Source organism: Nocardia sp. NPDC004168 (assembly GCF_040610355.1).
Classification (GTDB): domain Bacteria; phylum Actinomycetota; class Actinomycetes; order Mycobacteriales; family Mycobacteriaceae; genus Nocardia; species Nocardia sichangensis.
Window position 1 is genome coordinate 151037 of sequence record NZ_JBEXME010000002.1, and the last position, 23914, is coordinate 174950.

The following is a 23914-nucleotide window of genomic DNA, read 5'->3' on the forward strand; positions in this document are numbered from 1 at the left end:
TGTTCGCCCACAATGCGCCTTCTGCGGCCCACTTGTGTGTTCCGGATTTGCCGAACGGGTCGCGGACCGGGCGTCGGACGTCACGTTGCGCCACCGCCGCCACATCGTAGAGTCCACGTCATGGAACTGCCCGAGGTGCGCCTCGAGAACAACGACGCCGTGTACGACTTCTATCGCGAGCACCGTCAGAACCGTCTGAAGGCATGGGGTGCGTACGCCATTCTCGGCCGCCGCTACCATCCGCGCGTCACCTACGCCGAGGGCGCGCGCGAAGCGCTCCGCACGGTGATCAGGCAGAACAGGCCGCTGCTGATCGCGATCAACCATCTTTCCGAGAGCGATCCGTACACCGTGGCGGCGGCCGCGTGGCGCAGCGGACTACGCCGGGTGATCGGCCGGGTGCGCGTACTGGCCAAGGACGAACTGTTCGCCGACCCCGATCAGCGGCGCAAGATCGACATGATGGGCGGCATCCCGGTGTTCCGTGGCAAGGACCACGGCATTCGCGCGGTGAACGCCGCTGGACAACTCATGATGGACGTCTGCGCGGAGCGGATGGCCCGTGGCGACGGCATCGCGGTGTTCCCCGAGGGCACCTGCAACGACGTGGACCCCTCCCGCGTGCAGGCGGTGGGCAGCGGCATCGGGCACATCGCCTTCCGGGCGATGAAACTCGGCGCCGAGCCCGTGCTGGTGTCCATGGCGCTGAGCTACGGTCCGCGCACGGACCCGGCGGTGCAGCCGACGAAAGAGGAGGCCAAGGGAGCCAGCTTCTACTTCAATGTCCCGGTGCTCGATTTGCCGCCCCGGCCCGGCGACATCGCCCGGCTGGTGCGCACCGATCTGCAACAGGCGCTCGACGGCGCTGTCGCGGCCTACTGAGGCAGGTTCAGCCGGTCGCGCGCCCAGTGCGGCACCATCACCAGGTATTCGGGGCGGGTCTCGATGAAATGGTGGACCGCCCGGCACATGGGCAGCGCGCCGAGCTTGTCGTCGCGGGTACTGTCGAGCGCGGTCTCGATCAACAGCCGCGCATAGCCCTGCCCCTCGTAGCGCGGATAGATCTCGGTGTGCACGAACGCGCGCTCGGAGGCCGTGTCCTGGTATTCGGCGTAGCCGGCGATCGCACCGTCGACGTAGATCTCGAAACGTTCCAGTGCGGTGTTGTTGCTGACCTCGGTCGACATGGCTCGACGCTACTCTGTGCGCCGGTGTCCCGGTAAATCACGCACGCGGCGGGGCGGAATCCCGCCACCGACTTGTCTGTCCGGGCGGGCCTGCGCAGAATGCTCTTGGTCGGGTCCGTCGTCGCGCGCGAGCGGGCAGGCTCGGGGAGGTACCGGAATATGTTGAGGACACCGCGCGTTTCGCGGGTCGCGGCCGCCGTCGTCGCCGTGGGCCTGCTCGGTGGATCGATCGTCGCGGGCGTGGCGGACGCCGCGCCGGGTGTCGCGTTCGGCAAGTGCCCCGAGGGTTCCGTGCCCGCCGATCGGGGCGTGCAGTGCGCCGTCGTGAGCGTGCCGATGAACTACGCCGACCCGGATGGCGCGAAGATCGAGCTGACGGTCAGCCGCATCGCGGCGACCGGCGAGCGGGAAGGTGTGCTGTTCGCCAATCCCGGTGGGCCGGGCGCGGATGCGCTGGACTATTGGGCGCGCCGGTTGGACGTGTTCCCCGCCGCGCTGGCCGAGCATTACGACCGGATCGCCGTCCAGCCGCGCGGACTGCGTTGGGCGACACCGCTGCAATGCGGCACGAGCGCGAAGAACGGGGAGGGGCAGCAGGTCTCGCTCGGCGGCGGCAACCGCGACGAGATCAAGAAAGCCTGTGACGCGGCGCAGCCCGGCTACCTGGACACCATTACCACCGAGAGCACCGCGCGCGACCTCGACGCCGTGCGTTCCGCGCTCGGCTTCGAACGGATCGACTACCTCGGCACGTCCTACGGCACCTACCTCGGCGCGGTGTACGCGGCACTGTTCGGCGACCACGTGGACCGGATGATCCTGGACTCCAACGTCAATCCGGACTGGGTGTGGACCGAGGAGTTCGCCCAGCAGCAGGTCGCGGGCAAACAGCGCCTGGACGATCTGTTCGCCTGGATCGCCGACCACGACGGCGAATACCACCTCGGCGACACGGCGTTGCAGGTCTACCGCACCTGGGTCCGGTTGGCGGCAGGCCAGGGCGGCGGTTGGTACGCCAACCTGACCCCGCCGCCCGCGAGCATCGCCGACCTGCCCGGCGTGCTGCCGGAGCCGTTGGCGGAGATCGCCCGGGACGGCTACACCGGCGGCGTAGAGCAACTCGGCAAACTACAGAATCTGTTGCGCACCTTGGTGAGCGGCGGCATTTCCGCGCAGGTGCCGTTGCTCGGCGCCACCACCGTGGCCACCTATACCCGCACCTTCTGGCCCACCTTCGCCCGCGCGATGGCCGACGCCGCTGCCGACCCGGCGAACGTGCAGCGGTTGCGGGCCATCGAGGGCGCGACTTCGACCGACCCCACCGGGCGGTTCGTGTTCAGTGCGATCACCTGCAACGAGAACGCCGTGGCAGGCAGGCCGGAACTGCTCGGCGCGGCGGCAGGCACCATCGCCTCCGGCGGCAACGCCATGGACGCGCGCGCCGACCTGGTGCGCTCGGGGATGGCCTGTGGTTCCTGGAAACCCGTGACGAAACCGGTGCCGATCACGGGCGCCGGGCTGCGCACCCCGCCCCTGGTACTGCAGAGCCGCAACGACGCGCTGACCAAGTACGAAGGCGGCCCCGCCATGGCCACGGCGCTGGGCGGCGCGCTGGTCGTCGTGGACGGCGGCGACCACGGCACGTTCGGTCGCGGCAATCCGGCGGTGGACGAGGCCGTGCTCACCTACTTGCGCACCGGAAAGGTCGGCATCACACGGGCCGACGAGGCTCCGCTGCCCACACGCTGAAAGTCCGACCCCACGAAAGTGGTTCGTGACCGCTGTCCGACATCGCGAGCTGGGACTCATGGCGGCGCAAAAGCAACTCGTCATCTCGATCGGGCCGACGTTGTCCTCGTCCGCTGTCGATCCGGCCCGCGGGGTCGGTCGGAGTGCGGCGACCGGCGTGCAGGTCCGGATGTTCCTTGCCCGTCGACGCCGGTGCGATTTCACGTCGCGCAGTTCAGCGATATCCGCCGGTCAGGACACTGTTCACCGCTTTCGTGTGCGGAGTCCACGCTTGTCCGAGGTCGGCGAAGGCCAACGACGACGGCTGTGGCGGATGTGTCGTGGTGCGACCGGCCCGGTCGCGTCCGAGAATGTGGGGATGACACCCGCTGCGCGAGTCATCCTCGCTCCGGACAAGTTCAAAGGGTCGCTCGCCGCGCCCGAGGTGGCGGCGGCGCTAGCTGACGGTTTGCGGCGGAGCGCGCCGGAGACCGAGATCCGGCAGCTGCCGGTCGCAGACGGCGGTGACGGCACGGTCGAGGCGTTCGTCGCGGCTGGTTGGGCGCGGGTGGAGGTGACCGCTCCGGGGCCGACGGGGGTTCCGCGTCGCACATCCTATGCCCGGCACGGTGCGACCGCGGTCGTCGAACTGGCATCCGTGGTCGGACTGTCGATTTTGCCCGAGCGTCGACTGGACCCGTTGGGCGCGAGCACATACGGGCTCGGCGTCGTGCTGGCGCATGCCATGGAGCACGGCGCGACCGATATCGTGCTCGGTCTCGGTGGCAGCGCCTCCACCGACGGCGGCGCGGGCATGGTGCAGGCGCTCGGCGTCCGCGTGCTCGATGCCGACGCACGGGAATTGCCGCGCGGCGGAGCGGTCCTCACCCGTGCCGCGCGTCTCGACCGTTCCGGCTTGCATCCCGGCGTCGCGGAAACGACGTTCACGCTGGCTTGCGACGTCGACAATCCGCTCCTCGGGCCCACCGGCGCGGCGGCGGTGTACGGGCCGCAGAAGGGCGCAGGGCCCGCCGAGGTCGATGTCCTCGAATCCGCTCTCGGCACTTGGGCGCAACTCGTCGGCCCGAAGTTCGCGCGGCTGCCCGGCGCGGGCGCGGCGGGCGGTACCGGTTTCGGCGCGCTCGCCGTGCTGGGCGCGCGGGTCCGCAGCGGCATCGAGGTCGTGCTCGAACTGCTCGATTTCCCCGCCCTGCTCGCTACCGCCACCCTCGTGGTCACCGGTGAGGGATCGCTCGATCGGCAGAGCTTGCACGGCAAAGCGCCGGTCGGCGTGTGCGCGGCCGCGCGTAAGGCCGACGTCCCGGTGATAGCCGTGGCGGGCCGCACGCTGCTCACGCCCGACGAGATCCGGGCCGCGGGCTTCGCGGACTGCTACGCGCTCGCCGCTCTGGAGCCCGACCCGGAACGGTCGATGGCCGAGGCGGCGTCGCTGCTCCGACGCGTCGGCGCGCGGATCGCCGCCGACCGGCTGGATTAGCTCGCCGACGCCAGCGTGCTCGCGGCCAGTTGGTGCTTGTGCCGTTCGCCCCATTCCTCGAGCGGGCGCAGTGCCGCGGCCAACTCCTCGCCGAGCGGCGTGAGCGAGTACTCCACCCGGGGCGGGACCTCGGGATAGACCTCGCGGTGCACCACACCGCTGGCCTCGAGCTGACGCAGGTTCTCGGCGAGCACCTTCTCACTGACTCCGTCGAGCAGTTTGCGGATCTGGCCGAAGCGCTGGGGGCCGATGCCGAGGACCCACATCAGGTGCATCTTCCACTTGCCCCCCACGACATCGATCGCGACCGTCATGCCGCACACTTCGTGATCCGCGTCACTGCTCATGCCCACCGCGCTCCTCTGACCTCGTTTCGAACCTCGAGGTAAGCAACCGCACCTCCACGTTCGGTCTTCCCGACTCTACCTGCGGGAACGACGATGAATTCCGGCGCCGACGCAAGTAACCGACGAGAACCGAAGGGACACATCATGTCCGAACAGACCACCGCCCGCGCTGTCTCCGTCGTCGGCCTCGGGCCGATGGGGCAGGCGATGGTCCGGGCCTTCCTGGCCGCGGGCGTCGAGGTGACGGTGTGGAACCGCAGCCCCGAGAAAGTCGACGCCATGGTCGAAATCGGCGCGAAGCGCGCCGCGACCGTCGCCGCCGCCCTCGATGCCAACGAGGTCACCGTGCTCAGCCTGACCCACTACGCGGCGATGTACGACGTGCTCGGTCCGGCGACCGGCCACCTCGACGGCAAGGTGATCGCGAACCTGTCCTCCGACTCGCCGGAGCAGGCGCGAAAGGGTGCGGCGTGGGTCCGCTCGCACGGCGCGCAGTTCCTCTCCGGCGGCGTCATGTCGGCGGGGGACAACATCACGCATCCGGCGTCCTACATCTTCTACAGCGGCCCGCGTGCGGTATTCGACGCCCACGCCGAGCTGCTGCGCCCCTTGAGCCCGCAGGAGTACCTCGGCGCGGACGACGGCCTGGCCCAGATCTTCTACCAGGGGCTGCTGACCATCTTCCATCCCTGGTTGCTCGCCTTCGACCAGGCCACGGCGATGATCGATCGGTCCGGTCACGATGTCGCCGCGTTCGTCCCGTTCGCGATCCGCTCGGCCGCCGCCTTCCCCTACTTCATGGAGGAGCACTCGGTCGCCAACAAGAACGGCGGCTGGGCGTCATTGGCCAGTCTGAAGATGATGGACGCGGGCGCGCAGCACGTTATCGACGCGAGCGAGGAAATCGGCGTCGACGCCGTCCTCTCGCACACCGCCCAGGGGCTGTGGCGCAAGGCCATCGCCGCGAGCGAGCGGGCCGGAACCCCCATTTCCACCTACGCCCTGCTGCGCGACCCCGCCTGACGTCGCGGAGTCGGCCGGGTCCTCGCACTGTCGACGCGAGGACCCGACGGGGTCTTCTGCTTCCCAGGGGTTGATATGCAGCCTTGTGGTTGCCTATGGTGTAAATAGGCAGCCGCAAGGCTGCATGTTGGAAAGGTGGGCGATGGACGAGGTGTTTCGGGCGCTGGCCGACCCGAGCAGGCGGCGGCTGCTGGACAGCCTGAATGCCCGCAACGGTCAGACGCTGCGGGAGTTGTGCGCGGGGCTGGCGATGGCCCGCCAGTCGGTGAGCAAGCATCTCGCGGTGCTGGAGGCGGCCAACCTCATCACGACCCGGCGCAGTGGCCGGGAAAAACTGCACTACCTCAATGCTGAGCCCATCAACGCCATCGCCGAACGCTGGATCGACCGGTACGACCGCGAGCGCGTGAACGCGCTCGCCGACCTGAAGAGAGCACTGGAGGAACAACCCATGGGCGACAACGCATTCGTCTACACGACCTACATCAAGACCACCGCCGAAAAGCTCTGGCAAGCGCTGACCGATCCTGCGTTCACCAACCGCTACTGGGGCGCGAGCTTCGACACGGACTGGCGTCCCGGATCGGAAATGACTTGGCACCAACAGAACTGGAGCAGCAAGGATCCCGAACAAGTGGTGCTGGAGGCCGAACCGTACCGCCGCTTGTCCTACACCTGGCACACCTTCGACCCGGCCTTCGCCGAGACGTTCGACATGAACCCCGACGACGTCGCTGCCTGGTCCCGTGAGCCCCGCTCGAAAGTGACGTTCGAACTAGAGCCTCGGGGCGAGACCGTCAAGCTGACCGTCATCCACGACGGCTTCGAACCGAACAGCCGAGTCCTCGAAGGAATCACCACCGGCTGGCCCAGCATCCTCTCCAACCTCAAAACCCTCCTGGAAACCGGCGAACCCCTCCCGGCCCCATAGGCCTCTCGGAAGCACGAAGAGAGCAGTGCTCTTGACTTGTCGTGCCCTTCGTGGAACACTTCTCTCTATAGAGAGCAGTGCTCACAACAGGGAGTAGTCATGGACCTCAACACCCGCTACGTCGGCCCCGCCGGATTCGACGCGGTCTTCAACCGGATCGCCAACCTGCTGCCCAAGCTGGGCATCAGCGTGATGGGGTCGCGGCTGCTCGCGGTGCGCGGGCGCAAGAGCGGGGAATGGCGCACGACGATGGTGAACCTGATGGTGCGCGAGGACGGCGAGCGCTTCCTCGTCGCGCCGCGCGGGCACACGCAGTGGGTGCGCAACCTGCGCGTGGCGGGCGGGGGCGAGTTGCGGCTCGGCCGCAAGGTCGAGGTGTTCACCGCCACCGAGGTGCCCGATGCCGACAAGGTGCCCCTGCTGCGCCTCTACCTGCGGAAGTGGGGCTGGGAGGTCGGCAAGTTCTTCGAGGGCGTGACCAAGGACGCCACCGATGAGGAACTCGCCGCCATCGCGCCGGGGTTCCCGGTCTTCCAGCTGAAGTGAGCTCAGCGCGAGCGGGCCAGGAATTCGATGGCGGCGGCGTAACCCTGGATGCCCATTCCCGCGACCACAGCGGTCGCGATCGGAGAGATGTAGGAGTGGTGCCGGAACTCCTCGCGTGCGTGCACATTGCTGATGTGCACCTCGACGATCGGGAGTTCCGGGATCACCAGCGCGTCGCGGAGCGCCACCGAGGTGTGGGTGAGGCCGCCGGGGTTGATCACGATGCCCGACTCGGCGCCGCGCGCCTGGTGGATGCGATCGATCAGCGCGCCTTCGGAGTTGGACTGGAAGGCGACGATCTTCCGGTCGAACTTCGCCGCGGTCCGTTCGCACAACTCCACGACGTCCTCCAGCGTCGCCGACCCGTACACCTCCGGCTGCCTGGTGCCGAGCATGTTGAGGTTCGGGCCGTTGAGAACCAGGATCGGGCCCGGTGTCGCGTCCGCGGTCACAGCCATGCACGGCAAGATACCGCGTCACACCGCGCCGCCCGGCCGGGCCCGACCGGCTACAGCCCCTGCGGACCTTCCGAACGCAGGTCGTCGACCTTGCGCATGGCTTCGCGCAATTCCTCTAGCCACGTCTCCGCGTGCTTGCCCGCCAGTTTCACCGTCCAGGCGAGCGCGTCGGCGCGGGAACGGGCGACGCCGGCGTCGACCAAGGTGTCGAGCACCTTGCGTTCCGGCTGACGCAACCGGGTCATCACGGGCACGGCCAGGTGGGTGAACAGAATCCGTTCCCCGTCCACCGAGACGCCCCAGGCCACATTGCGCCGGTAGCGGTGCTGCGCTTCGTTCGCGATCTGCATCCGGGCGGGCCGGGTGGACTCGCGGAACCGGGCGACCGCTCCCTCCTTGGTCGCGCGGGGAACGTCTTCGGTCGAGGCTTCGGAATCGTCGGCGTCCGGCTTCTTCTCCGGCTGCGGAATCGGCAGCTCACCGATGACGACGATCTCGTCCCGGTCGATCTCGATCACCGGCGGACCGGTGAACCAGTCATTTGGCAATCTTCCGGCGAACCAATCCGGTACGTCCGACGGGTCCGGCAGGTCGGCTTGCTGCCAACCGCCCGTTCGTCCGAAACCCCGGCCGCGGTGTGCGTTTCTCATGGCGGGTCACCTACTTACTGTGGTGCGTTGCTTTCAGTGATTACAAGATTACGTCGCAAACCACGCGGGAGAGTTGCGCTCAGTGCGAACAAGGGTCCGGTTGCTTCGCTCCGGACTCGTCGGGGTATTTATTGATACGAAACGTCGAGTCGGGTAGTAACCGCGCGACTTTTCGAGAAGGCCGGTACGGTAGCGGCGCCGGTTGCCGCCAACCGGCTGGACGATGATCATGAAAGGCCCCCCGAGATGCGTCATCCCGGGGCAGAATTGGGATGCTGAGCATGGGTAACGTCCGCGCTACGGAGGCATCGCGGTCTGGTCTTTTTCGGGTACGGTGGTCTTGTTACTGGAGTGACAAGAGTGAAGAGTGGGCGACATGGACGTGTGGGGATCCCGCCGCTTTCGTGTTCGCGGCGCAATGGCACTCATGGGGGTGGCGGCGCTCGCGCTCGGGATCGGGTCGTGCGGGATACACGAGAAGCAGAATGAAGCGGAAGCGGTCGTAGAGCGCTTCACGGACCTGCTCGACGATCAGGACTACACCAAGGCGGCAGACCTGACGTCGTACCCCATCGCGGCCACAGCAACTCTGAAGCAAATGTTCGAGGGGTTGCACGGCGCCAAGGTCGACTACCGCAAGACCCAGTTCATCGGCCTGGACGCGCAGTCGGCGATCTTCAGCATGGACGTCGAGTGGAGCTTCGGCGAGCGCAAGACCTGGAATTACAGTCTCGAAGGCAACGTGCGCAAGCTCGCCATCGGCTGGCGGATCTCCTGGGAGCCCGCGGTCGTGATGCCGCAGCTGGCGCACAACCGGACGGTGCGGCTGGTGCGCACCTATCCGACGCCGGCGCCGCGGGTCAACGACATCGCCGGTGAACCGCTGATGACCGAGCAGACCATCAACGTCGTCAAGCTCGATCCCGCCAAGATGCCCGACCCGGTCGCGTCGACCGACGCGCTGGCCAAAGCCATCGAGCCGGTCGCGCCGCTGATCACCGGGCCTGCGCTGATGCAGCAGCTGGCCACCTCGCAGGGCAAGCCGATCATCGCGGTGAACTTGCGCGAGGGGGACTTCGCGATCCTGGAGCCGCGGATGGCGCCGATACCCGGCGTGGTGATGGAGAAGCAGCCACGGCTGATCTCCGCCGACCGCCGGGTCTGGTCGCCGATGCTGGACGCGCTGCGCAAGGTGCAGCAGGAGAGTCAGGAAGCGCATTCCGGTTGGGGCGTGCAGCTGTTCGAGCAGGATGGGCGGTTCATCACGCAACTCGCCGGTCAGCAGGGTCCGCCGGGACCGGACATCGCGGGCACGATGGACCAGCGCTTGCAACGTGCCGCCGAGGACGCGGTGGTCAGCGTGCCCACGCAGGCCTCGATCGTGGCGATCCAGCCGTCCACGGGGGCGGTGGTGGCGGTCGCGCAGAACAGCCAGGCCAGTGAGCACGGCTCGGTGGCGTTCACCGGACTGTATCCGGTGGGCGGCAACATGGACCTGTTCCGCGCCGTCGCGGCGTCGGCGAAGAACAAGGCGCCGCAAGATGTCTCGGTGCAGGACGCGGCCGAGGCGGCGACCGCGCTCGGCGTCGGCATCGACTTCAAGGTGCCCGGCCTCGACGAGGTGACCGGTCGTCTGGCCATCGCGGGGCGCAGCGCCGAGCAGGTGCTCCAAGGCGGTGGTTCGGACGCCGTCCTGGCCAGCCCGTACGGCATGGCCATCGCCGCGGCCGCGATCGCGCGCGGGGCCGTGCCGCCGCCGATGATCGAGGCCGGACGCCCGAGCGCCACCGACGCCCGGCTCGACCCGCTGCCGCCGCAGACCGCCGACCGGCTGCGCGGCATGCTGCGCGACGCCACGAACGCCCCGGAACTGGCGAGCGTGCGCCGCTACCGCGACGTTGCCGCGTTCGCCGCGACCGCGGGTCCGGACGGGTGGCTGATCGGGTCGATGGGCGATCTGGTCTTCGCGATCCACATCAACGACGTGGACAGCAAGGACGCGACTGCGCGGATGGCGGCCAGAATGTTGCAGGCGCTGGCGACTCCGGAGCCGTGATCACCGCACGGCTTTGTACACCGCGCGCCAGCCGAGCAGGAACACCGCGAGCACCACACCGGCGACCAGCACGAAGCTGACCGCTGTGCCCTGACCGCTGACCACGCGCAGCAGCATGCCCCCGACCAAGGTGCACGTCCAGATCACGACTCCGGCGGGCCACAGCGGGGTGATGTCGAAGCGCGCGTCGCCCGCGGCGGCGCGCCACCGGAGCGCCACGACCAGCCAGCCGACGACCAATCCCGTCGCGAACGGCCACACGGTGCGCAGCAGCCCGGCGAGCACCGCTTCGTCGTGGCTGCGCCTGCCGATCGCGCAGAAGACGACGACGAGCAGCGCATCGACCACGAAGGGCACCAGTTTCCTCACGCGGGCCAGCGTAACGGCAGCCAGGACGCGGCTTCCGTCACAGCCGCCGCTGCTCGAACTCCTTCTCGAACTCCGCGTCGTCGGCCTGCGGCCTACGGAACAGGAACAGGAACACGATCCACCCTGCGATAGCCACCAGGATGAAGCTCACCATCCGATAGACGAACGCCGCGGCTACCGCCTGCGCGGCGGACAGACCCGCGGCGGCGGTGAGGCCGTAGATCAGCGTCGCGTCGACGTAGACGATGCCGCCCGGCGCGAACGGAATGGACCCGACAGCCTTGCCCACGGCGAACGCGAGCAGCAGACCGGCGATGCGCGGATCGGCGCCGACCGCGTAACAGGCCGCGCCAAGGCAGGCCACGTCGGCGAAACGATGCACCAGCGCCCAGAGCGTGACCAAGACGCCGTCGCGCTTGCCGAGCTCGACCGACTCCAGCTGACCGAGCATGTCCTCGATCTTGGCGGCGCCGTGCTCGGGCGGGCGTTTGCGCAGCCGGTTGACCAGCGCCAGCAGGTTGCGCAGCAACGCGTCGAGCGAACCGGGATTGCGTGAGACATGATTACCCGCCCACACCAGCGCGACGACGGCGGCCAGCGAGAGGATCAGCTTCAGCGGGCCGATCTGCCCGCCCGCCAGCAGCGTGCCGCCGACGCCGAGCAGCGCCAGCCCCACCGCGGCCACCACGCCGGAGAACACCAGCTGCCAGGAGGCGACGACCGGACTGGCGCCCCAGCGTCTGGTCTGCCGGTAGGTGAACGTGGTGGAGAACACCTGGCCCGCCGGCAAGGTCACCGACATCGCCGTCGCACCGTAGACCACGGCGACGGACTTCCGCTGACTCACCGCGACGCCACCCGCGTTGAGCAACTGCTTCTGCACCCGGCCGAATCCACTCATCGACAGCGCCTGCAGCCAGATAGCGGCCGCCAGCCAACCCCAGTGGATCTCGGTGAGCTTGCGCCAGGACTCGTGTAGCCGCGGCCAGAGGTACACGCCCTCGGCGATCAGCAGGGCCAGCAGAGCGGCGCCGAGCACCCATTTCAACCAGCGGAATCTGCCACGGCGGGAACCCGCCGTGGGCGGCGGCGCAGGATCGTCTGCTCGTTCCCCGTCGGCCGTCACGCGGTCAGCCTAACGAACGCGCCGTTTCGACATCGGTATCGTCGGGCGCGTCGGCCCGTTCTCGTGGCCAGGCCAAAAGCGTTTTCCTGCGTCTGCCGCGCAGCTGTACCTCGTCGCCGGTTTCCCACTGGTCCTGCTCGCTCTCCTCGGCGAAATACAGCGCGCTGCCCGAGGCCAGCGTCCGGCCGGGACGTTCTTTGGCCAGCTCGGTGAGCCGGGATGCCTCGTTGACCGGATCCCCGATCACCGTGTACTCGAAGCGGTTGGCCGCGCCGATGTTCCCCGCGACGGCCAGTCCCGCCGAAACACCGATGCCGATGTCCAGGCCGGGAACTTCCCGCAGGGTCTCGCGCAATTCGCGCGCGGCGGCGAGCGCGGCGGTCGGCGCGTCCGGGCGGTCCAGCGGCGCGCCGAAGATGGCCAGCGCCGCGTCGCCGACGAATTTGTTGACGAAGCCGTGGTGGCGGTCGATCACATCGACCACGATGCGGAAGAACTCGTTGAGCAGGCTCACCACCTCGGTGGGCGGCCGCTCGGCCGCGGTGGCGGTGGACCCGACCATGTCGACGAACAGCACCGCGACGAACCGGGTCTCGCCGCCGAGTTCGGTGCCGTAGTCCAGCGCCCGCTGCGCCACCTCTTCGCCGACGTGCTGACCGAACAGTTCCTGCAGCTGACGGCGCTTGGCCGCCTCCTCCATCATCCGGTTGAAGCCGACCTGCAACAGGCCGATCTCACTGCCGTCGAAGACCTCGACCTGCACGTCCCGCGCCCCGGCCTGGACCCGGTCGATGGCCTGGCTGAGCTGGCGCACCGGGTCGGAGATGCTCGAACCGGTGAGCATGGACAGCGCGAGCGCCTGCATGATCACCACGCCGCACAGCAGCAGGATGGAGATGGCCAGCGACTGGGCGGAGAACTTCACGTCCGAGGAGATCTGGGTCACGCACAACAGCACGATGGCGATGGTGGGGGCGAAGGTGCCCATACCCCAGGTCATCCCCATCCTGGTGCCGACGCCGGGGGTGAGGGTGTGGTCGAAGGTGCCCTCGGTCAGAGCTTGGGCCGCCACCGGGCGCAGGATGCGCTCACCCAGCATGTAGGTGAAGCCGAACACGATAGTCGCGGCCATGCACTCGGTGACGATAACCGCGCCCGCCAGCGCGGGAGTGTCCCTGATGATCAGCGCGGCCAGCACGGCTCCGCCGATCAGCCACAGCGCGAGGTGCAGGATCGCCTGGCGCAGCGGTGCGTGCAGCGCGGCCATCTGCTCCTGGCGGCTCGGCGGTCCGCCGCGCATCTGCCAGCGCATCACCGGGCGCAGCATCAGCGCGGACGCGGCCATGCTGAGCAGGCCACCCGCCACGAAGACGACGGCCGGAATCAGCAGGCCGGTGCTCCTGGCACCGGTTGGCTCGCCCTCGGGGACGGGTAGTCCGTACTGGATGAAGGCCCACACCAGAACCGCGCCGAAAGCGTTCGCCAGCAGCATCGATGTCAGGTACAGCGGCCAGCGCGTTCGCATGGTCTGTTTGACCGCTTCCAGAGGCGCCGACACGGGGTCCAATCTAGCGTTCCGGTCCCGTCGGCCTGTCCGCGGCGCTGACCGCCGGTGAAGGCCGACAGGCTACGGCCGGGCCGATTAGGCGTACCTCCGCCTTCGCTCCGGCCATGCGCGGACTGAGGACGGACTACGTCCGACAGCACCGATTAGGCGTACCTCCGCCTTCGCTCCGGCCATGCGCGGGCGAAGGACGGACTACGTCCGACAGCACCCATTAGGCGTACCTCCGCCTTCGCTCCGGCCATGCGCGAGCGGAAGACGGACTACGTCCGACAGCACCCGTTAGGCTCACGGAGGTGACCGACCCGAAGCCAAGTCCAGAGCGGAAAATCACGCTGTCGCGGCCCGCGGCGGAGACGGTGCACCCGATCGTCCGGGTATCGGCGGATTGGGGCTGGCGGCTGCTGGTGCTGTTCGCGCTGGGGCTCGCGGTCACGGCGATCGTGCAGAAATTGGCGACCGTGGTCATCCCGCTGGCCATCGCGCTGCTCGCGGCGGCGTTGCTCGCGCCGCTGGTGGACTGGATGCAGCGATTGGGCGTGCCGCGCTCGGTGGGTGTCTTCGTCGCGCTGGTCGGGTCGATCGGCGTGGTCGCGGGCATCATGACCTTCGTCGTGGAACAGTTCGTCGCCGGTGTGCCGCAGCTGTCGAACAAGTTCACCGACAGCATCCACCAGATCCAGGACTGGCTGATCAACGGCAGGCTGCATCTGAGCAACGAGCAGATCCGCAACGTGGGCGACGCCATCGTCAAGGCGATCCAGTCCAATCAGGACAGTCTGACCAGCGGGGCGCTCACCACCGCCACTGTGATCGGCGAATTGCTGACCGGCACCTTCCTGACGCTGTTCATCCTGATCTTCTTCCTCTACGGCGGCGATCAGATCTGGGAGTTCGTCACCAGGATCGTGCCCACCGACCATCGCGAGCGGGTCCGCACCGCCGGGCGGCTCGGGTTCGGCACGCTGGTCGGGTTCGTCCGCGCGACGGTCGTGGTCGCGGCGGTGGACGCCATCGGCATCGGCGCCGGTCTGGCCATTCTCGGTGTGCCTTTGGCGTTGCCGCTGGCCTCGCTGGTGTTCATCGGCGCGTTCATCCCGATCATCGGCGCGTTCCTGGCCGGATTCATCGCGGTGTTCATCGCGCTGGTGACCAAAGGGCTGGTCACCGCCCTGATCGTGCTCGGCATCATCATCGCCGTGATGCAGCTCGAGGGCCATGTGCTGCAACCGCTGCTGCTGGGGCGGGCGGTCAGTATCCACCCGCTGGCCGTGGTGCTGGCGATCACGGCGGGCGTGGTGATCGGCGGGATCGCGGGCGGTCTGCTGGCGGTGCCGTTCGTGGCCGTGATGAACACGGCGATCCGGTCGTTGCTGGAAGGCCCCGAGGAACTGTACGGGGAGCTGCAGACCGGCGAGGACCATCACGGGCTGTATTCGGCCGAACCGGATCGGCCCGAGCCCGGCCGGTTCGACGTGGCCGCGACGCTGATCGAGGCGACCAAGAAGCAGGCCACGGAGTCGGCGCAGCGGAAGGCGGAGTCCGATGACGGCGCGCAAGCCGGCGACGGCACGACGAAGGGCTGAGCTGCGCTCGGCCGACGTGGCGACCACACCGCTGTGGCGGGCCGCGCAGGCGTTGCGGCTGGTCACGCTGCTGTACGCGGTCGGCCAGCAGATCGCTTCGGTGCCGTACTACACGAACCAGCGGTTGAGCTGGGTGCTCATCGCGTTGATGGCGGTGTGGTCGGGCGCTTCGGCGATCATGCTGTCGCAGTGGCATTTCCCCGAGGTGGCGCGGCTGCGCACTTGGGTGGTGATCGGCGATCACGTGGTCGTGATCGGGCTGATGGCCGCGACCCGACTGGTCACCGACTACGACTGGTATCACGGGCACCAGACGCTGCCCACCACGCTGTGGGCCACCAACGCCGTGATCGGCGCGGCGATCCTGCGCGGACCGTTCGCGGGCGTGCTGTCCGGAGCCTTGATCGCCGCGGTGTCGCTGACGGTGCGCGATCAGTGGGGTGAGGACGTGTGGGCGGACGCGACGGTGCCGGTGCTCGTCTCGGTGGGTCTCGCACTCGGCTTGGCCGCCAACACCGCGCGCCGCGCCCAGGACCAGCTGGAGCAGGCCGTGCGCCTGACCGCGGCGGCCGAGGAGCGCGAACGGCTGTCGCGCGAGGTGCACGACGGCGTGTTGCAGGTGCTCAGCTACATCAAGCGCCGGGGCAGCGAAATCGGCGGACCCACGGAGGAATTGGCCCTGCGCGCCGGTGAACAGGAGGTGGCGCTGCGCGTGCTGATCACCGAGCAGGCCGATCACCGGGACGCGGGCGGAGCCGAGGTCGACCTGCGGCCACTGCTGACCGCGCAGTCCACGCCGACGGTGTCGGTGTCCACGCCCGGCGATCCGGTGCGGGTCGGCCGCTGGATGGCGAACGAGATCACCTCTGCCGTGGCCACGGCGTTGTCCAATGTGGAGCTGCACGCCGGGCCGGATGCGAGAGCATATGTGTTGCTGGAGGACACCGGCGACGAAGTGGTGATCAGCGTGCGCGACGACGGCGTAGGCATCCCGCCAGGAAGGCTGGCCGAGGCGGAAGCCGAAGGGCGCATGGGAGTTTCCCGGTCCATCGTGGGGCGGATCGCGGCACTCGGCGGCAGTGCGGACCTGCTCACCGAGATCGATGGCGGGGTCGGATTCGGCACCGAATGGGAATTCCGGGTGCCCAGATGAGCGAGCGTCGGCGAGGCGCGGGCATGAGCGAAGGCGGAGGCGCTGATGGCGGACCAGACGGCCGGTTCCATTTCGGTGATGGTGGTGGACGACCACCCGATGTGGCGGGACGGTGTCTCCCGCGATCTCTCCGAAGCCGGATTCCGGGTGACGGCCACGGCCGACGGTGTCGCCGCGGCCAGCAGGCGCGCCGGGGCGGTGCGGCCGGACGTGGTGCTGATGGACATGCAGCTGGCCGACGGCAACGGGGCACAGGCGACGGCCGAGGTGCTGCGGGTGTCGCCGCAGAGCCGGGTGCTGGTGCTCTCGGCATCAGCCGAGCGTGACGACGTGCTCGACGCCATCAAGGCGGGCGCCTCGGGTTACCTGGTCAAAAGCGCGTCGGCGGCCGAGCTCATCGACGCGGTGCGCGCCACCGCGGCCGGCCAAGCGGTGTTCACACCGGGGCTGGCCGGACTCGTGCTCGGCGAGTACCGGCGGATGGCGACCACGCCCGTGCGCCCCGACGAGCCGCACCGGCCCGCGCTGACCGAGCGCGAGACCGAGGTGCTGCGGATGGTGGCGAAAGGGCTGTCCGCCAAGCAGATCGCGACGCGGCTGGGACTGAGTCACCGCACCGTGGAGAACCATGTGCAGGCGACGTTACGTAAACTCCAGCTGGCGAACCGGGTCGAATTGACTCGGTACGCCATCGAACAGGGGCTCGAGTAGTCCGGAAGGTGCTCTCGAATCAGGGATCGCCCTGATGCGGTCGTGGCCGTCCGCTGGGTAACCTCGATCGCATGGGTGGGCCCGAATCGGTATCGAATGCGGTCGGCTCCGGCGGCGCGGTGGGCGACCGGGAACTGCGCGTGTCGGACGCCGAGCGGGAACACGTCGGTCAGCTGCTACAGCGCGCGGTCGGCCTCGGCATGCTCTCGCTCGGTGAGTTCACCGAGCGGATGGACACCGCGCTGGCCGCCAAGACCCGCGGCGAATTGAACGCCGTCCTCATCGATCTGCCCGGCGTCCGCCTGGTGGGGCAGCCAGCCGCGCCGCCGTCGACGTTCGTGAACTCCTCGCCCGCCTTCACCAGGCAGGCGTCCGGCTCGAACGGCGCGAGCAACGTGATCCGTTCGCGGTTGTCCGGGGTGAGCCGCCGCGGCCCGTGGCAGGTGCCGCCCACCCTGTATCTGAACAACTGGCTGTCCGGGGTCACCTTGGACTTCACCGAGGCGATCATGTCGACCCAGGTGGTCGAGCTGCGGGTCGACGACTTCGCCGGTTCGATCAATCTGATCGTGCCCGCGGAGGCCACCGTCGACCTGAACGGGCTGGAGCTGATCGGTTCCAGCGTGAACAACAAGGTCCGCACCGGGCCGCCGCTGGGCGCCCTGCACCTGGTGGTGCTCGGCAAGATCCGATTCGGCTCGGTCACCGCGAAGCATCCGTTCATGGCGCAGTGGCGCCGGTTGATGGGGCGCTGAGCGGCTGGTCAGCCCGCCGTGGGAGTCAGGTCGAGCGTCGGGTAGTCGGTGTAGCCTTCCGCGCCGCCCACGTACATCAGATGCGCGTCGCGCACCGGGTTGAGTGGTGCGCCGGTGCGCAGCCGCTCGACCAGATCGGGGTTGGCCAGGAAGGAACGGCCCAGCGAGATGGCGTCCGCACCGCCTGCGAGCAGGCGCTGCGCGGCTTCCCGGCCGCCGTCCTCGGGCAGCGGGACGCCCCAGCCCAGATTCGGGTTGGCGATGAGGGCCCCCGGCCACAGCGCCCGAACCCGTTGGAACAGGGGCTGTTCGGAGTCGGCGAAGACGTAGTGCAGGTAGGCGAGGCCCTTGCCGGCCAGCGCCGAGACGAGTGCGGGGTAGATGTCCTCGGTGTCGCCCTCATCGATGCCGTTGACGGACACTCCGGGGGAGATCCGCACGCCGACGCGCTCGGCGCCGATCGCGTCGGCGACCGCCTCGACCACCGCCACGGTGAATCGGATGCGGTTGGCCACCGACCCGCCGTAGGAGTCGGTGCGCTGGTTGGTGTTCTGCGCCAGGAATTGGTGCAGCAGATAGCCGTTCGCGCTGTGCACCTCGACTCCGGCGAATCCCGCCGCGATCGCGTTTTCCGCCGCGGACGCGAAATCGGCGATGGTGGCCTCGATATCGGCGGTGGTCATCTCCAGCGGGACGACGGCATCCTGCGCGCCGCTAGGAGTGTGGATGGGCTCGGGCAACGGAACCGGCGAGGGCGCGACCGGGTGCAGCCCGCTGTTGTCCGGATGGCCGACCCGGCCGCCGTGCTGGAGTTGCAGGAACATTAGCCCGCCCGCCGCCGCGACGGCGCCGGTCACCGCTCGCCAGCCCGCCACATGCGCGTCGGTGTAGATGCCGGGAATGTCGGCGTAGGTCTGACCCACCCGGTTCGGCGTGGTCGCCTCGGCGATGATCAGGCCGGCGCTCGCGCGCTGTGCGTAGTAGGTCGCCATGATCTGGGACGGCGTGCCGTCGGCCGCGGCGCGGTTACGGGTCATCGGCGCCATCACCAGGCGGTGCGGCAGCGCGAGGGAGCCGAGTGTCGTGGGCTGGAAGAGATCGGAAGCCGCTGCGTTCGTCATGTTGGTACGGTAAAACTTGACATCAATGTGAGATTCAAGCCCGAAGGCGAAAGGCCAGGTGAGGATGCGAATCGGGGAACTCGCCGAGCGCACCGGCGTGAGCGAACGGTCGCTGCGCTATTACGAGGAGCAGGGCATGCTGGCCTCCGACCGCACGAGCGGCGGTCACCGCGACTATCCGGAGCGCGCGGTGGACCGGGTCATCCACATCCAAGAGTTGCTCGCGGCGGGACTCACCAGCAAGAAGATCGCGCGAATCCTGCCCTGCATGCGCGATGCGGACGGCGGTCCCAACGAGTACGCCACGCCCGCGCTGGTCGACGAGCTGCACACCGAGCGCGAACGGATCACCCGCACCATCAATGATCTCCTGCGCTCGCGCGAGGTGCTGGACGAGGTGATCGAACGAGCCGGGGAACGACCGGCGGGCTAGGTGTTGACCCCAATCCGGCGGGCGAACGCGCGCAGCGGCACCTTGCGGTCGTGGTCGAGCAGTTCGGACACGATGTGGCGCGGTAGCGACTGGTATTTCAGCCAGTCCGCGCCGCCCACCCGTTCCGCGGTCAGCAAGGCGTCCAGCGCGCGCTGGTGCCGGCCGGTGCGGGTCAGCGCGACCGCCGTGTCGGCGAGGTGCCGCGCCCGGGATGCCTGCGGGAGACTGCCGTTGACCGGCATGTCCTTGGCCGCGGCCAGCGCCTCCGGGTAGCGCTCGGAGGAGATGTTGACATCGACCGTCTGCATGACTACCTGGGAAGGGCCGAAATAGGTCTCGTAGTCCTGCCGGTCCGTACCGATCCGCAGGGCCACCTCGCTCGCCGCTTCCACCAGGGACAAGGCGTCGTGCACGTCCTGGGCCCGGCCCGCCGCGGTCGCGCCCTGCAACACCAGCGAGCCGTAGGCGGACAGATGCGTTGGCGTGACGTCGCCGGAGGGCTCCAGGGTCGCGGCCGCGTTCAGCGCCACGCCGCGTGACTCGTCGTAGCGGCCCTGCACCAGCAACTGCCAGGCCACCGAACCGCGGATGGTGGCCAGCAGTAGGGGATCGTTGCCCAGCTCGGCGGCGGCGAGCGCCTGCCGGATGGCCAGGAACGCCGGATCGGTCTGGCCGAGATGCACCAGCGTGCATCCGGTTACCCAGTACATCCGGGCCAGCAACTCGTTGGCGGGTGCGACCGAACCGTTGCGCGCGGCGTGCACGGTGGCGCGCAGCTGGGTCAATCCCGGCGGAAGGATCGAGGTCAGCAGCTCGTAGCGGCCCGACCAGTAAGCGCCCCAAGCGTATTCGACCGAGCGCCGGCCGTCGTCGAGGCTGACCGCCTCCTCTTCCCTTGTCTCGCCGAGCAGGTCGTCTACCGGCGTCAGCGCGCGGCGGATGGCCACGATGCCCGCGTCCGGATTGGTGGACGGCACGCCTTGGCGCTTGCCGATCAGATCGGCGATATCCACGTCCAAGGCGCGCGCGATCTTCTGCAAGCTGGCGATGGAGGCGGTTTGGCGGCCACCCTGCTCGAGTTTGCGCACCAGATCCACGCTGACACCCGCCTGATCGGCGAGCTGGCGCTGCGTGAGCGCCTTCCCGCGGAACTGGCGGATCCGAACTCCGATCGACGATTCGTCCATACCCAAGTCCTTTTGTTAAATCTGGGTTTCAGAGTACGACGCTATGTTATCTGGGACTACCGAAGTGGGACATTGCGTACGACTCGTTCGCTGCTGGTTGGAATACCGTTGCCTTTCTGCAACTTTGAATGCAAAGGGCGGCGGCAATGAAAACCATGCCGAAGAACACCTTGCAGGCCGGGCGCGCCGATCGCGCGTGGCGGCCTGGTGCACAGACCACGCGACCGGCGCGCCACCGCGCGATTCGACCGCTACGCCAGGTCAGCGCTCTGCCCGCGAACGCCGGAACACGGATGCGCGACCAGCGCGGGTTGCTACCCCGAAAGCCTCTCGTTTCGACCGAATTCGGCTACTGCGATGCGGAGTAAAGCGATGTTCGAGGGCTGTCACGACCCCCAGGAAGTCGCGCATCTGCTGCGGCATACCTACGGGCTTCCGGTTCAGTTGCTGGCCGGACGCCCGACGATAACCACCGGCTCCATCATGGGCGCGATCGTCATGCCGCCGGAACTGGGTCGCAAGGTGCTCGTCCAATTGGACCGCAACCACACCGCACCCGTCATCGCCGATCCGGGCGAGCGCACATGGACCTTTCTCGTCACGCCCCCGAGCCCAGCTCGGCCGGTCGAGGTCGCGGTCCGGCGCTGTCTCGCCGGTCACGGGGTCACCGTGGTCCCCGGCGGTCGCATCATCCTGCTCCCCAGCTCCGACTCGGCACTGGGCTGGCACTGGGCGGGCGAGCCGGCGCCGGGCGTCCTGCGCATGCCGCCGCGCACCGCGGTGATCGAGGCCGTGCACGAGGTCGTCGGGTTGCGCACCTACTGACCACATGGCGCGACCGGTCCTCATCCGACTGCCCTGGGTGAGGGCCGGTCGGGCGGGTAGAACCCGCCTGTCTACCAGGGGTAACTACTCATGCTCGCGCGCGTCGCGGTGACCAGCATGAAGTCATGACTACCTCCATCGATCCGGCGTTGCTCGCGCGTCTCTCCGGCGAGTTCACGACGCTGGGGACGCAGTTGGGCGTGCTCGGCCGGGATCTGCGTGTGCTACATGAGCAGGTCGTCGCGGATGCGGGCGTCCCGGTGCGTCCGGCCTCATCCGACACGCCGGGTGTGCCCGGGAACGAGGTACCGCGCGGGGCAGCGTCCGGCGAGGCGCGCGATTCGATCGCGCAACCGCCGGTATACGGCGAGACCGGCGGACAGGCGTTCGGCGATGCCTCGGAACCCGGTGCGCCCGCACGCCCGGTCGCGGGGTCGTCGAGTGGAATCGGAGGGTCTGTCAGCGGTGGGTTCGCTGGGTCGTCGTCGCGTGCGGCCGATCCCCTTGCCAGCGGCGGGTTCGCGGGAGCGGGGTACGCGGCGTCCGGTGCGATACCACCGATTACGCCGCCCTGGCCGGGACAATCGTCGGTGGCCGGTGTGCCGGTTCCCCCTCCGCAGCCCACATACGTTCCGCGTTTCGCCCCACCGCCCGGCGGTGCGTGGGGTGGCGCTCAGTGGCCGCCCAACGCGCGGGGACCGATGCCAGGGGCGGTGCCGCCTCGCCCGCCTGTCCCACCGCGCGCGGGGCCACCGGTGCCGCATACGCCGTGGTGGCAACGTGACGGGGTGATCAGCCGGCTCTTGGCGCTGGCGGGTGTCGCGGTGACGTTGATCGGCGTCGCGATGCTCCTAGTTCTGGCTGCCCAGGCGGGATTCTTCGGGCCGGTGCCGAGAGTGATTGCGGGAGCGGCTCTCTCGGCTGTGCTGTTGGCTGCGGGAGTACGAGTCTTCCAGCGGACCGGAGGGCGGGTCGGCGGTATCGCACTGGCGGCCACCGGCATCGCGGGCGCCTATCTCGATGTCGTCGCGGTGACCGCCATCTACCACTGGCTGCATCCGGTACTCGGGCTCGCCGTCGATTTCGGTGTCGCCACCGCGGGCGTCGGTTTGGCGATGCGGTGGCGCACGCAGCCACTCGCGGTCCTGGTGGTGCTCGCCGCGGCGGCGCTGTCTCCGGTGGTGACCACGCGGGTGGTACTGCTCGCGTTCCTGATCGTGTTGCAATTGGTCTGCGTGCCGGTGCAATTGACGCGGAACTGGCCATATCTGCACGTGGCGCGCACATTGCCTGCCGTACTGGCGACGTTTGGGTTCGTCGCGGGTGCGGTTCTCGGAACTCCCGCCGCTGGAGTGCGCACCTGGGTGCTCGTGGCCGCGGTGGCGGTCGCGTTGGTCGGAATCACCGGGACGATCGTCGTCGTCCGGCACCGGCCCGCCGATCTCACCGCCTCGCTGACGATGGCGGCAGCGCTCGTGCCGATGCTGCTCGCCCCGGGGATGTATTCCGAACGGCACATCGCGGTGTCGGTAGCGTCGATCGCCGCCGCGGTGCTCTTGCTCGTCGCCGCGGTGAGCATGGCGCCGAAAGTGAACGAGTTGGTACGGATCCCGGGGCACACGGCCCTCGTGGCCGCCGTCGCGGGCTCGATCGCTGCGCTCGAGGCATGTGTCGGCGTTACCGAGACGCGGACCTTGCCCACGGCTCTGCTGCTGGTGGCGTTGGTCTTCCTCGGCGTCGCTGGCCAGCGGACGTCCCGCCCGGCGGCGGGCCTCGGCGCGGCGTTCGCGGTGCTCGGCGGCTTGGCGCTGCTGAGTGTCGCGAGCCCGGAAGTGCTTGCCTCGCGACATCTTTCGGAGGCGAACCTCGGCGTGGCGACCGTGCTCGGCGCGACGCTGGCCCTCGCGGTGATCGCGGTGGCGATGTGGTGCGCGCGGCGATTGCCCGGACCTGCCGCGGGCAGCGCGTGGCCATGGATCGCCGCGAGCGTCGCGGGACTCTACGCGGTGACCACGACGACGGTCTCCCTCGGCGTCGTGACCGGAACGCCGAACGGGTTCCTCCTCGGCCACAGCGCCGCGACCATCCTCTGGATGGCAGCCGCGACCAGCGCCCTCCTGTTCGGACTTCGCGCACTCGCCGAAGCACCCGCGGTCGCCAAACTCGCCTTGGGTTCCGGTTTACTGGTCACGGCAGCCGCACTGGCCAAACTGTTCCTCTTCGACCTGGCCACCTTGGACGGCTTGGTCCGCGTCGTCGCCTTCCTCGTAGTCGGCATTCTGCTGCTCTTGGCAGGTACCCGCTATGCGCGCGCCTTCGCCGACGCGGGAACGGGGAACGCACCTGATGGCACCGCAACGACTGTCACGAAGCGAACGGAGGAGCCCGACGACTCCGGTCGAGCGAGCTGACTTACCCGCGACCCGGTCGCGGTGGCCCAGACCGTCGCCACGCTCACCGGGAACGCACTCAAAGCGAGAGGTCGCTGCGCGATCGCTTGCGCCGCGTGAGCGAGATCGGCACCGCGTTCGCCGCCGAACAGTGGTCTGCGAACGGGCCGGGTGCCGCGCGGCTACGAACAGGCGAACGCGTGCTCGACCGCCTTTGTGCTCTGCTCGCAGGACAGTTCGGTCGGCAGGCCTGGCCGATGGTGCTACGCA

At 68.8% G+C, this 23914-nt stretch carries 23 protein-coding genes; 14 read left to right on the forward strand and 9 right to left on the reverse strand.

The window, feature by feature from the left end; all coding sequences use genetic code 11:
• Window positions 1-120: 120 nt before the first annotated feature.
• A complete protein-coding gene (locus ABZW96_RS04460) occupies window positions 121-882 on the forward strand; it encodes a 1-acyl-sn-glycerol-3-phosphate acyltransferase (RefSeq protein ID WP_355071299.1) in 762 nt (253 codons plus the stop codon).
• Here ABZW96_RS04460 and ABZW96_RS04465 read toward each other — a convergent pair.
• Complete coding sequence (locus ABZW96_RS04465; RefSeq protein WP_355071301.1) at window positions 876-1187, reverse strand: GNAT family N-acetyltransferase; 312 nt, start codon at window positions 1185-1187, stop codon at window positions 876-878. The genes ABZW96_RS04460 and ABZW96_RS04465 overlap by 7 nt on opposite strands.
• Window positions 1188-1346: 159 nt before the next feature.
• Between ABZW96_RS04465 and ABZW96_RS04470 the strand changes: the two genes are divergently transcribed.
• On the forward strand, window positions 1347-2936 hold the full coding sequence (locus ABZW96_RS04470) for an alpha/beta hydrolase (RefSeq protein WP_355071302.1): 1590 nt from the start codon (window positions 1347-1349) through the stop codon (window positions 2934-2936).
• A 358-nt stretch (window positions 2937-3294) separates the two neighbouring features.
• Complete coding sequence (locus ABZW96_RS04475) at window positions 3295-4413, forward strand: glycerate kinase (RefSeq protein WP_355071304.1); 1119 nt, start codon at window positions 3295-3297, stop codon at window positions 4411-4413.
• Here ABZW96_RS04475 and ABZW96_RS04480 read toward each other — a convergent pair.
• Window positions 4410-4766 carry a helix-turn-helix domain-containing protein gene (locus ABZW96_RS04480; RefSeq protein WP_355071306.1) on the reverse strand — a complete coding sequence of 119 codons (357 nt, stop codon included), beginning with the start codon at window positions 4764-4766 and terminating at the stop codon, window positions 4410-4412. The two genes, ABZW96_RS04475 and ABZW96_RS04480, sit on opposite strands and share 4 nt — an antisense overlap.
• Before the next feature lie 138 nt (window positions 4767-4904).
• Here ABZW96_RS04480 and ABZW96_RS04485 point away from each other — a divergent pair, with 138 nt between their 5' ends.
• The 3 genes from ABZW96_RS04485 to ABZW96_RS04495 all read left to right on the forward strand — a co-directional run bounded on the left by ABZW96_RS04485 (window position 4905) and on the right by ABZW96_RS04495 (window position 7260).
• Window positions 4905-5783, forward strand: a complete 879-nt coding sequence (locus ABZW96_RS04485; RefSeq protein ID WP_355071308.1) for an NAD(P)-binding domain-containing protein — start codon at window positions 4905-4907, stop codon at window positions 5781-5783.
• A gap of 142 nt (window positions 5784-5925) precedes the next feature.
• Window positions 5926-6714, forward strand: a complete 789-nt coding sequence (locus ABZW96_RS04490) for a metalloregulator ArsR/SmtB family transcription factor (RefSeq protein WP_355072081.1) — start codon at window positions 5926-5928, stop codon at window positions 6712-6714.
• A gap of 99 nt (window positions 6715-6813) precedes the next feature.
• Window positions 6814-7260 carry a nitroreductase family deazaflavin-dependent oxidoreductase gene (locus ABZW96_RS04495; protein ID WP_355071310.1) on the forward strand — a complete coding sequence of 149 codons (447 nt, stop codon included), beginning with the start codon at window positions 6814-6816 and terminating at the stop codon, window positions 7258-7260.
• Between the two features lie 2 nt (window positions 7261-7262).
• Here ABZW96_RS04495 and aroQ read toward each other — a convergent pair whose 3' ends face one another.
• Window positions 7263-7718 (reverse strand): type II 3-dehydroquinate dehydratase, encoded by a 456-nt coding sequence (gene aroQ / locus ABZW96_RS04500; protein ID WP_355071312.1) that lies wholly within the window; start codon window positions 7716-7718, stop codon window positions 7263-7265.
• Window positions 7719-7768: 50 nt separating this feature from the next.
• Window positions 7769-8368 (reverse strand): hypothetical protein, encoded by a 600-nt coding sequence (locus ABZW96_RS04505; protein ID WP_355071314.1) that lies wholly within the window; start codon window positions 8366-8368, stop codon window positions 7769-7771.
• Window positions 8369-8744: 376 nt separating this feature from the next.
• Between ABZW96_RS04505 and ABZW96_RS04510 the strand changes: the two genes are divergently transcribed.
• Window positions 8745-10424 (forward strand): NTF2-like N-terminal transpeptidase domain-containing protein, encoded by a 1680-nt coding sequence (locus ABZW96_RS04510; RefSeq protein WP_355071315.1) that lies wholly within the window; start codon window positions 8745-8747, stop codon window positions 10422-10424.
• On the opposite strand, the gene ABZW96_RS04515 is transcribed toward ABZW96_RS04510, so the two are convergent.
• From ABZW96_RS04515 to ABZW96_RS04525, 3 genes are read right to left on the reverse strand one after another with little or no spacing between them, the layout of a single operon-like run.
• Window positions 10425-10793 (reverse strand): DUF3054 domain-containing protein, encoded by a 369-nt coding sequence (locus ABZW96_RS04515; RefSeq protein ID WP_355071317.1) that lies wholly within the window; start codon window positions 10791-10793, stop codon window positions 10425-10427.
• A gap of 37 nt (window positions 10794-10830) precedes the next feature.
• Window positions 10831-11919 carry a YbhN family protein gene (locus ABZW96_RS04520; RefSeq protein ID WP_355071319.1) on the reverse strand — a complete coding sequence of 363 codons (1089 nt, stop codon included), beginning with the start codon at window positions 11917-11919 and terminating at the stop codon, window positions 10831-10833.
• Window positions 11920-11923: 4 nt separating this feature from the next.
• Window positions 11924-13444, reverse strand: coding sequence for an adenylate/guanylate cyclase domain-containing protein (locus tag ABZW96_RS04525; protein WP_355072083.1), 1521 nt, complete (start codon window positions 13442-13444; stop codon window positions 11924-11926).
• Window positions 13445-13842: 398 nt separating this feature from the next.
• Here ABZW96_RS04525 and ABZW96_RS04530 point away from each other — a divergent pair, with 398 nt between their 5' ends.
• From ABZW96_RS04530 to ABZW96_RS04545, 4 genes are all read left to right on the forward strand, one after another.
• Window positions 13843-15069: an AI-2E family transporter gene (locus ABZW96_RS04530; RefSeq protein ID WP_355072085.1), complete on the forward strand. Its 1227-nt coding sequence runs from the start codon at window positions 13843-13845 to the stop codon at window positions 15067-15069.
• A complete protein-coding gene (locus ABZW96_RS04535; protein ID WP_355071321.1) occupies window positions 15029-16222 on the forward strand; it encodes a DUF5931 domain-containing protein in 1194 nt (397 codons plus the stop codon). The genes ABZW96_RS04530 and ABZW96_RS04535 overlap by 41 nt, the downstream gene beginning before the upstream one ends.
• A gap of 45 nt (window positions 16223-16267) precedes the next feature.
• On the forward strand, window positions 16268-16933 hold the full coding sequence (locus ABZW96_RS04540; protein ID WP_355071323.1) for a response regulator transcription factor: 666 nt from the start codon (window positions 16268-16270) through the stop codon (window positions 16931-16933).
• A 119-nt stretch (window positions 16934-17052) separates the two neighbouring features.
• Window positions 17053-17688 carry a DUF1707 domain-containing protein gene (locus ABZW96_RS04545; protein WP_355072087.1) on the forward strand — a complete coding sequence of 212 codons (636 nt, stop codon included), beginning with the start codon at window positions 17053-17055 and terminating at the stop codon, window positions 17686-17688.
• An 8-nt stretch (window positions 17689-17696) separates the two neighbouring features.
• On the opposite strand, the gene ABZW96_RS04550 is transcribed toward ABZW96_RS04545, so the two are convergent.
• Window positions 17697-18809 carry an alkene reductase gene (locus ABZW96_RS04550; RefSeq protein WP_355071324.1) on the reverse strand — a complete coding sequence of 371 codons (1113 nt, stop codon included), beginning with the start codon at window positions 18807-18809 and terminating at the stop codon, window positions 17697-17699.
• 64 nt (window positions 18810-18873) lie between these two features.
• On the opposite strand from ABZW96_RS04550, the gene ABZW96_RS04555 reads away from it, so the two are divergent.
• Window positions 18874-19242, forward strand: a complete 369-nt coding sequence (locus tag ABZW96_RS04555; RefSeq protein ID WP_355072089.1) for a MerR family transcriptional regulator — start codon at window positions 18874-18876, stop codon at window positions 19240-19242.
• Here the strand turns inward: ABZW96_RS04555 and ABZW96_RS04560 are convergent.
• Window positions 19239-20429, reverse strand: a complete 1191-nt coding sequence (locus ABZW96_RS04560) for a helix-turn-helix transcriptional regulator (protein ID WP_355071325.1) — start codon at window positions 20427-20429, stop codon at window positions 19239-19241. The genes ABZW96_RS04555 and ABZW96_RS04560 overlap by 4 nt on opposite strands.
• A 357-nt stretch (window positions 20430-20786) precedes the next feature.
• On the opposite strand from ABZW96_RS04560, the gene ABZW96_RS04565 reads away from it, so the two are divergent.
• Window positions 20787-21254, forward strand: a complete 468-nt coding sequence (locus ABZW96_RS04565; protein ID WP_355071326.1) for a hypothetical protein — start codon at window positions 20787-20789, stop codon at window positions 21252-21254.
• A 125-nt stretch (window positions 21255-21379) separates the two neighbouring features.
• Complete coding sequence (locus tag ABZW96_RS04570; protein ID WP_355071328.1) at window positions 21380-23665, forward strand: DUF2339 domain-containing protein; 2286 nt, start codon at window positions 21380-21382, stop codon at window positions 23663-23665.
• Window positions 23666-23914 lie beyond the last annotated feature (249 nt).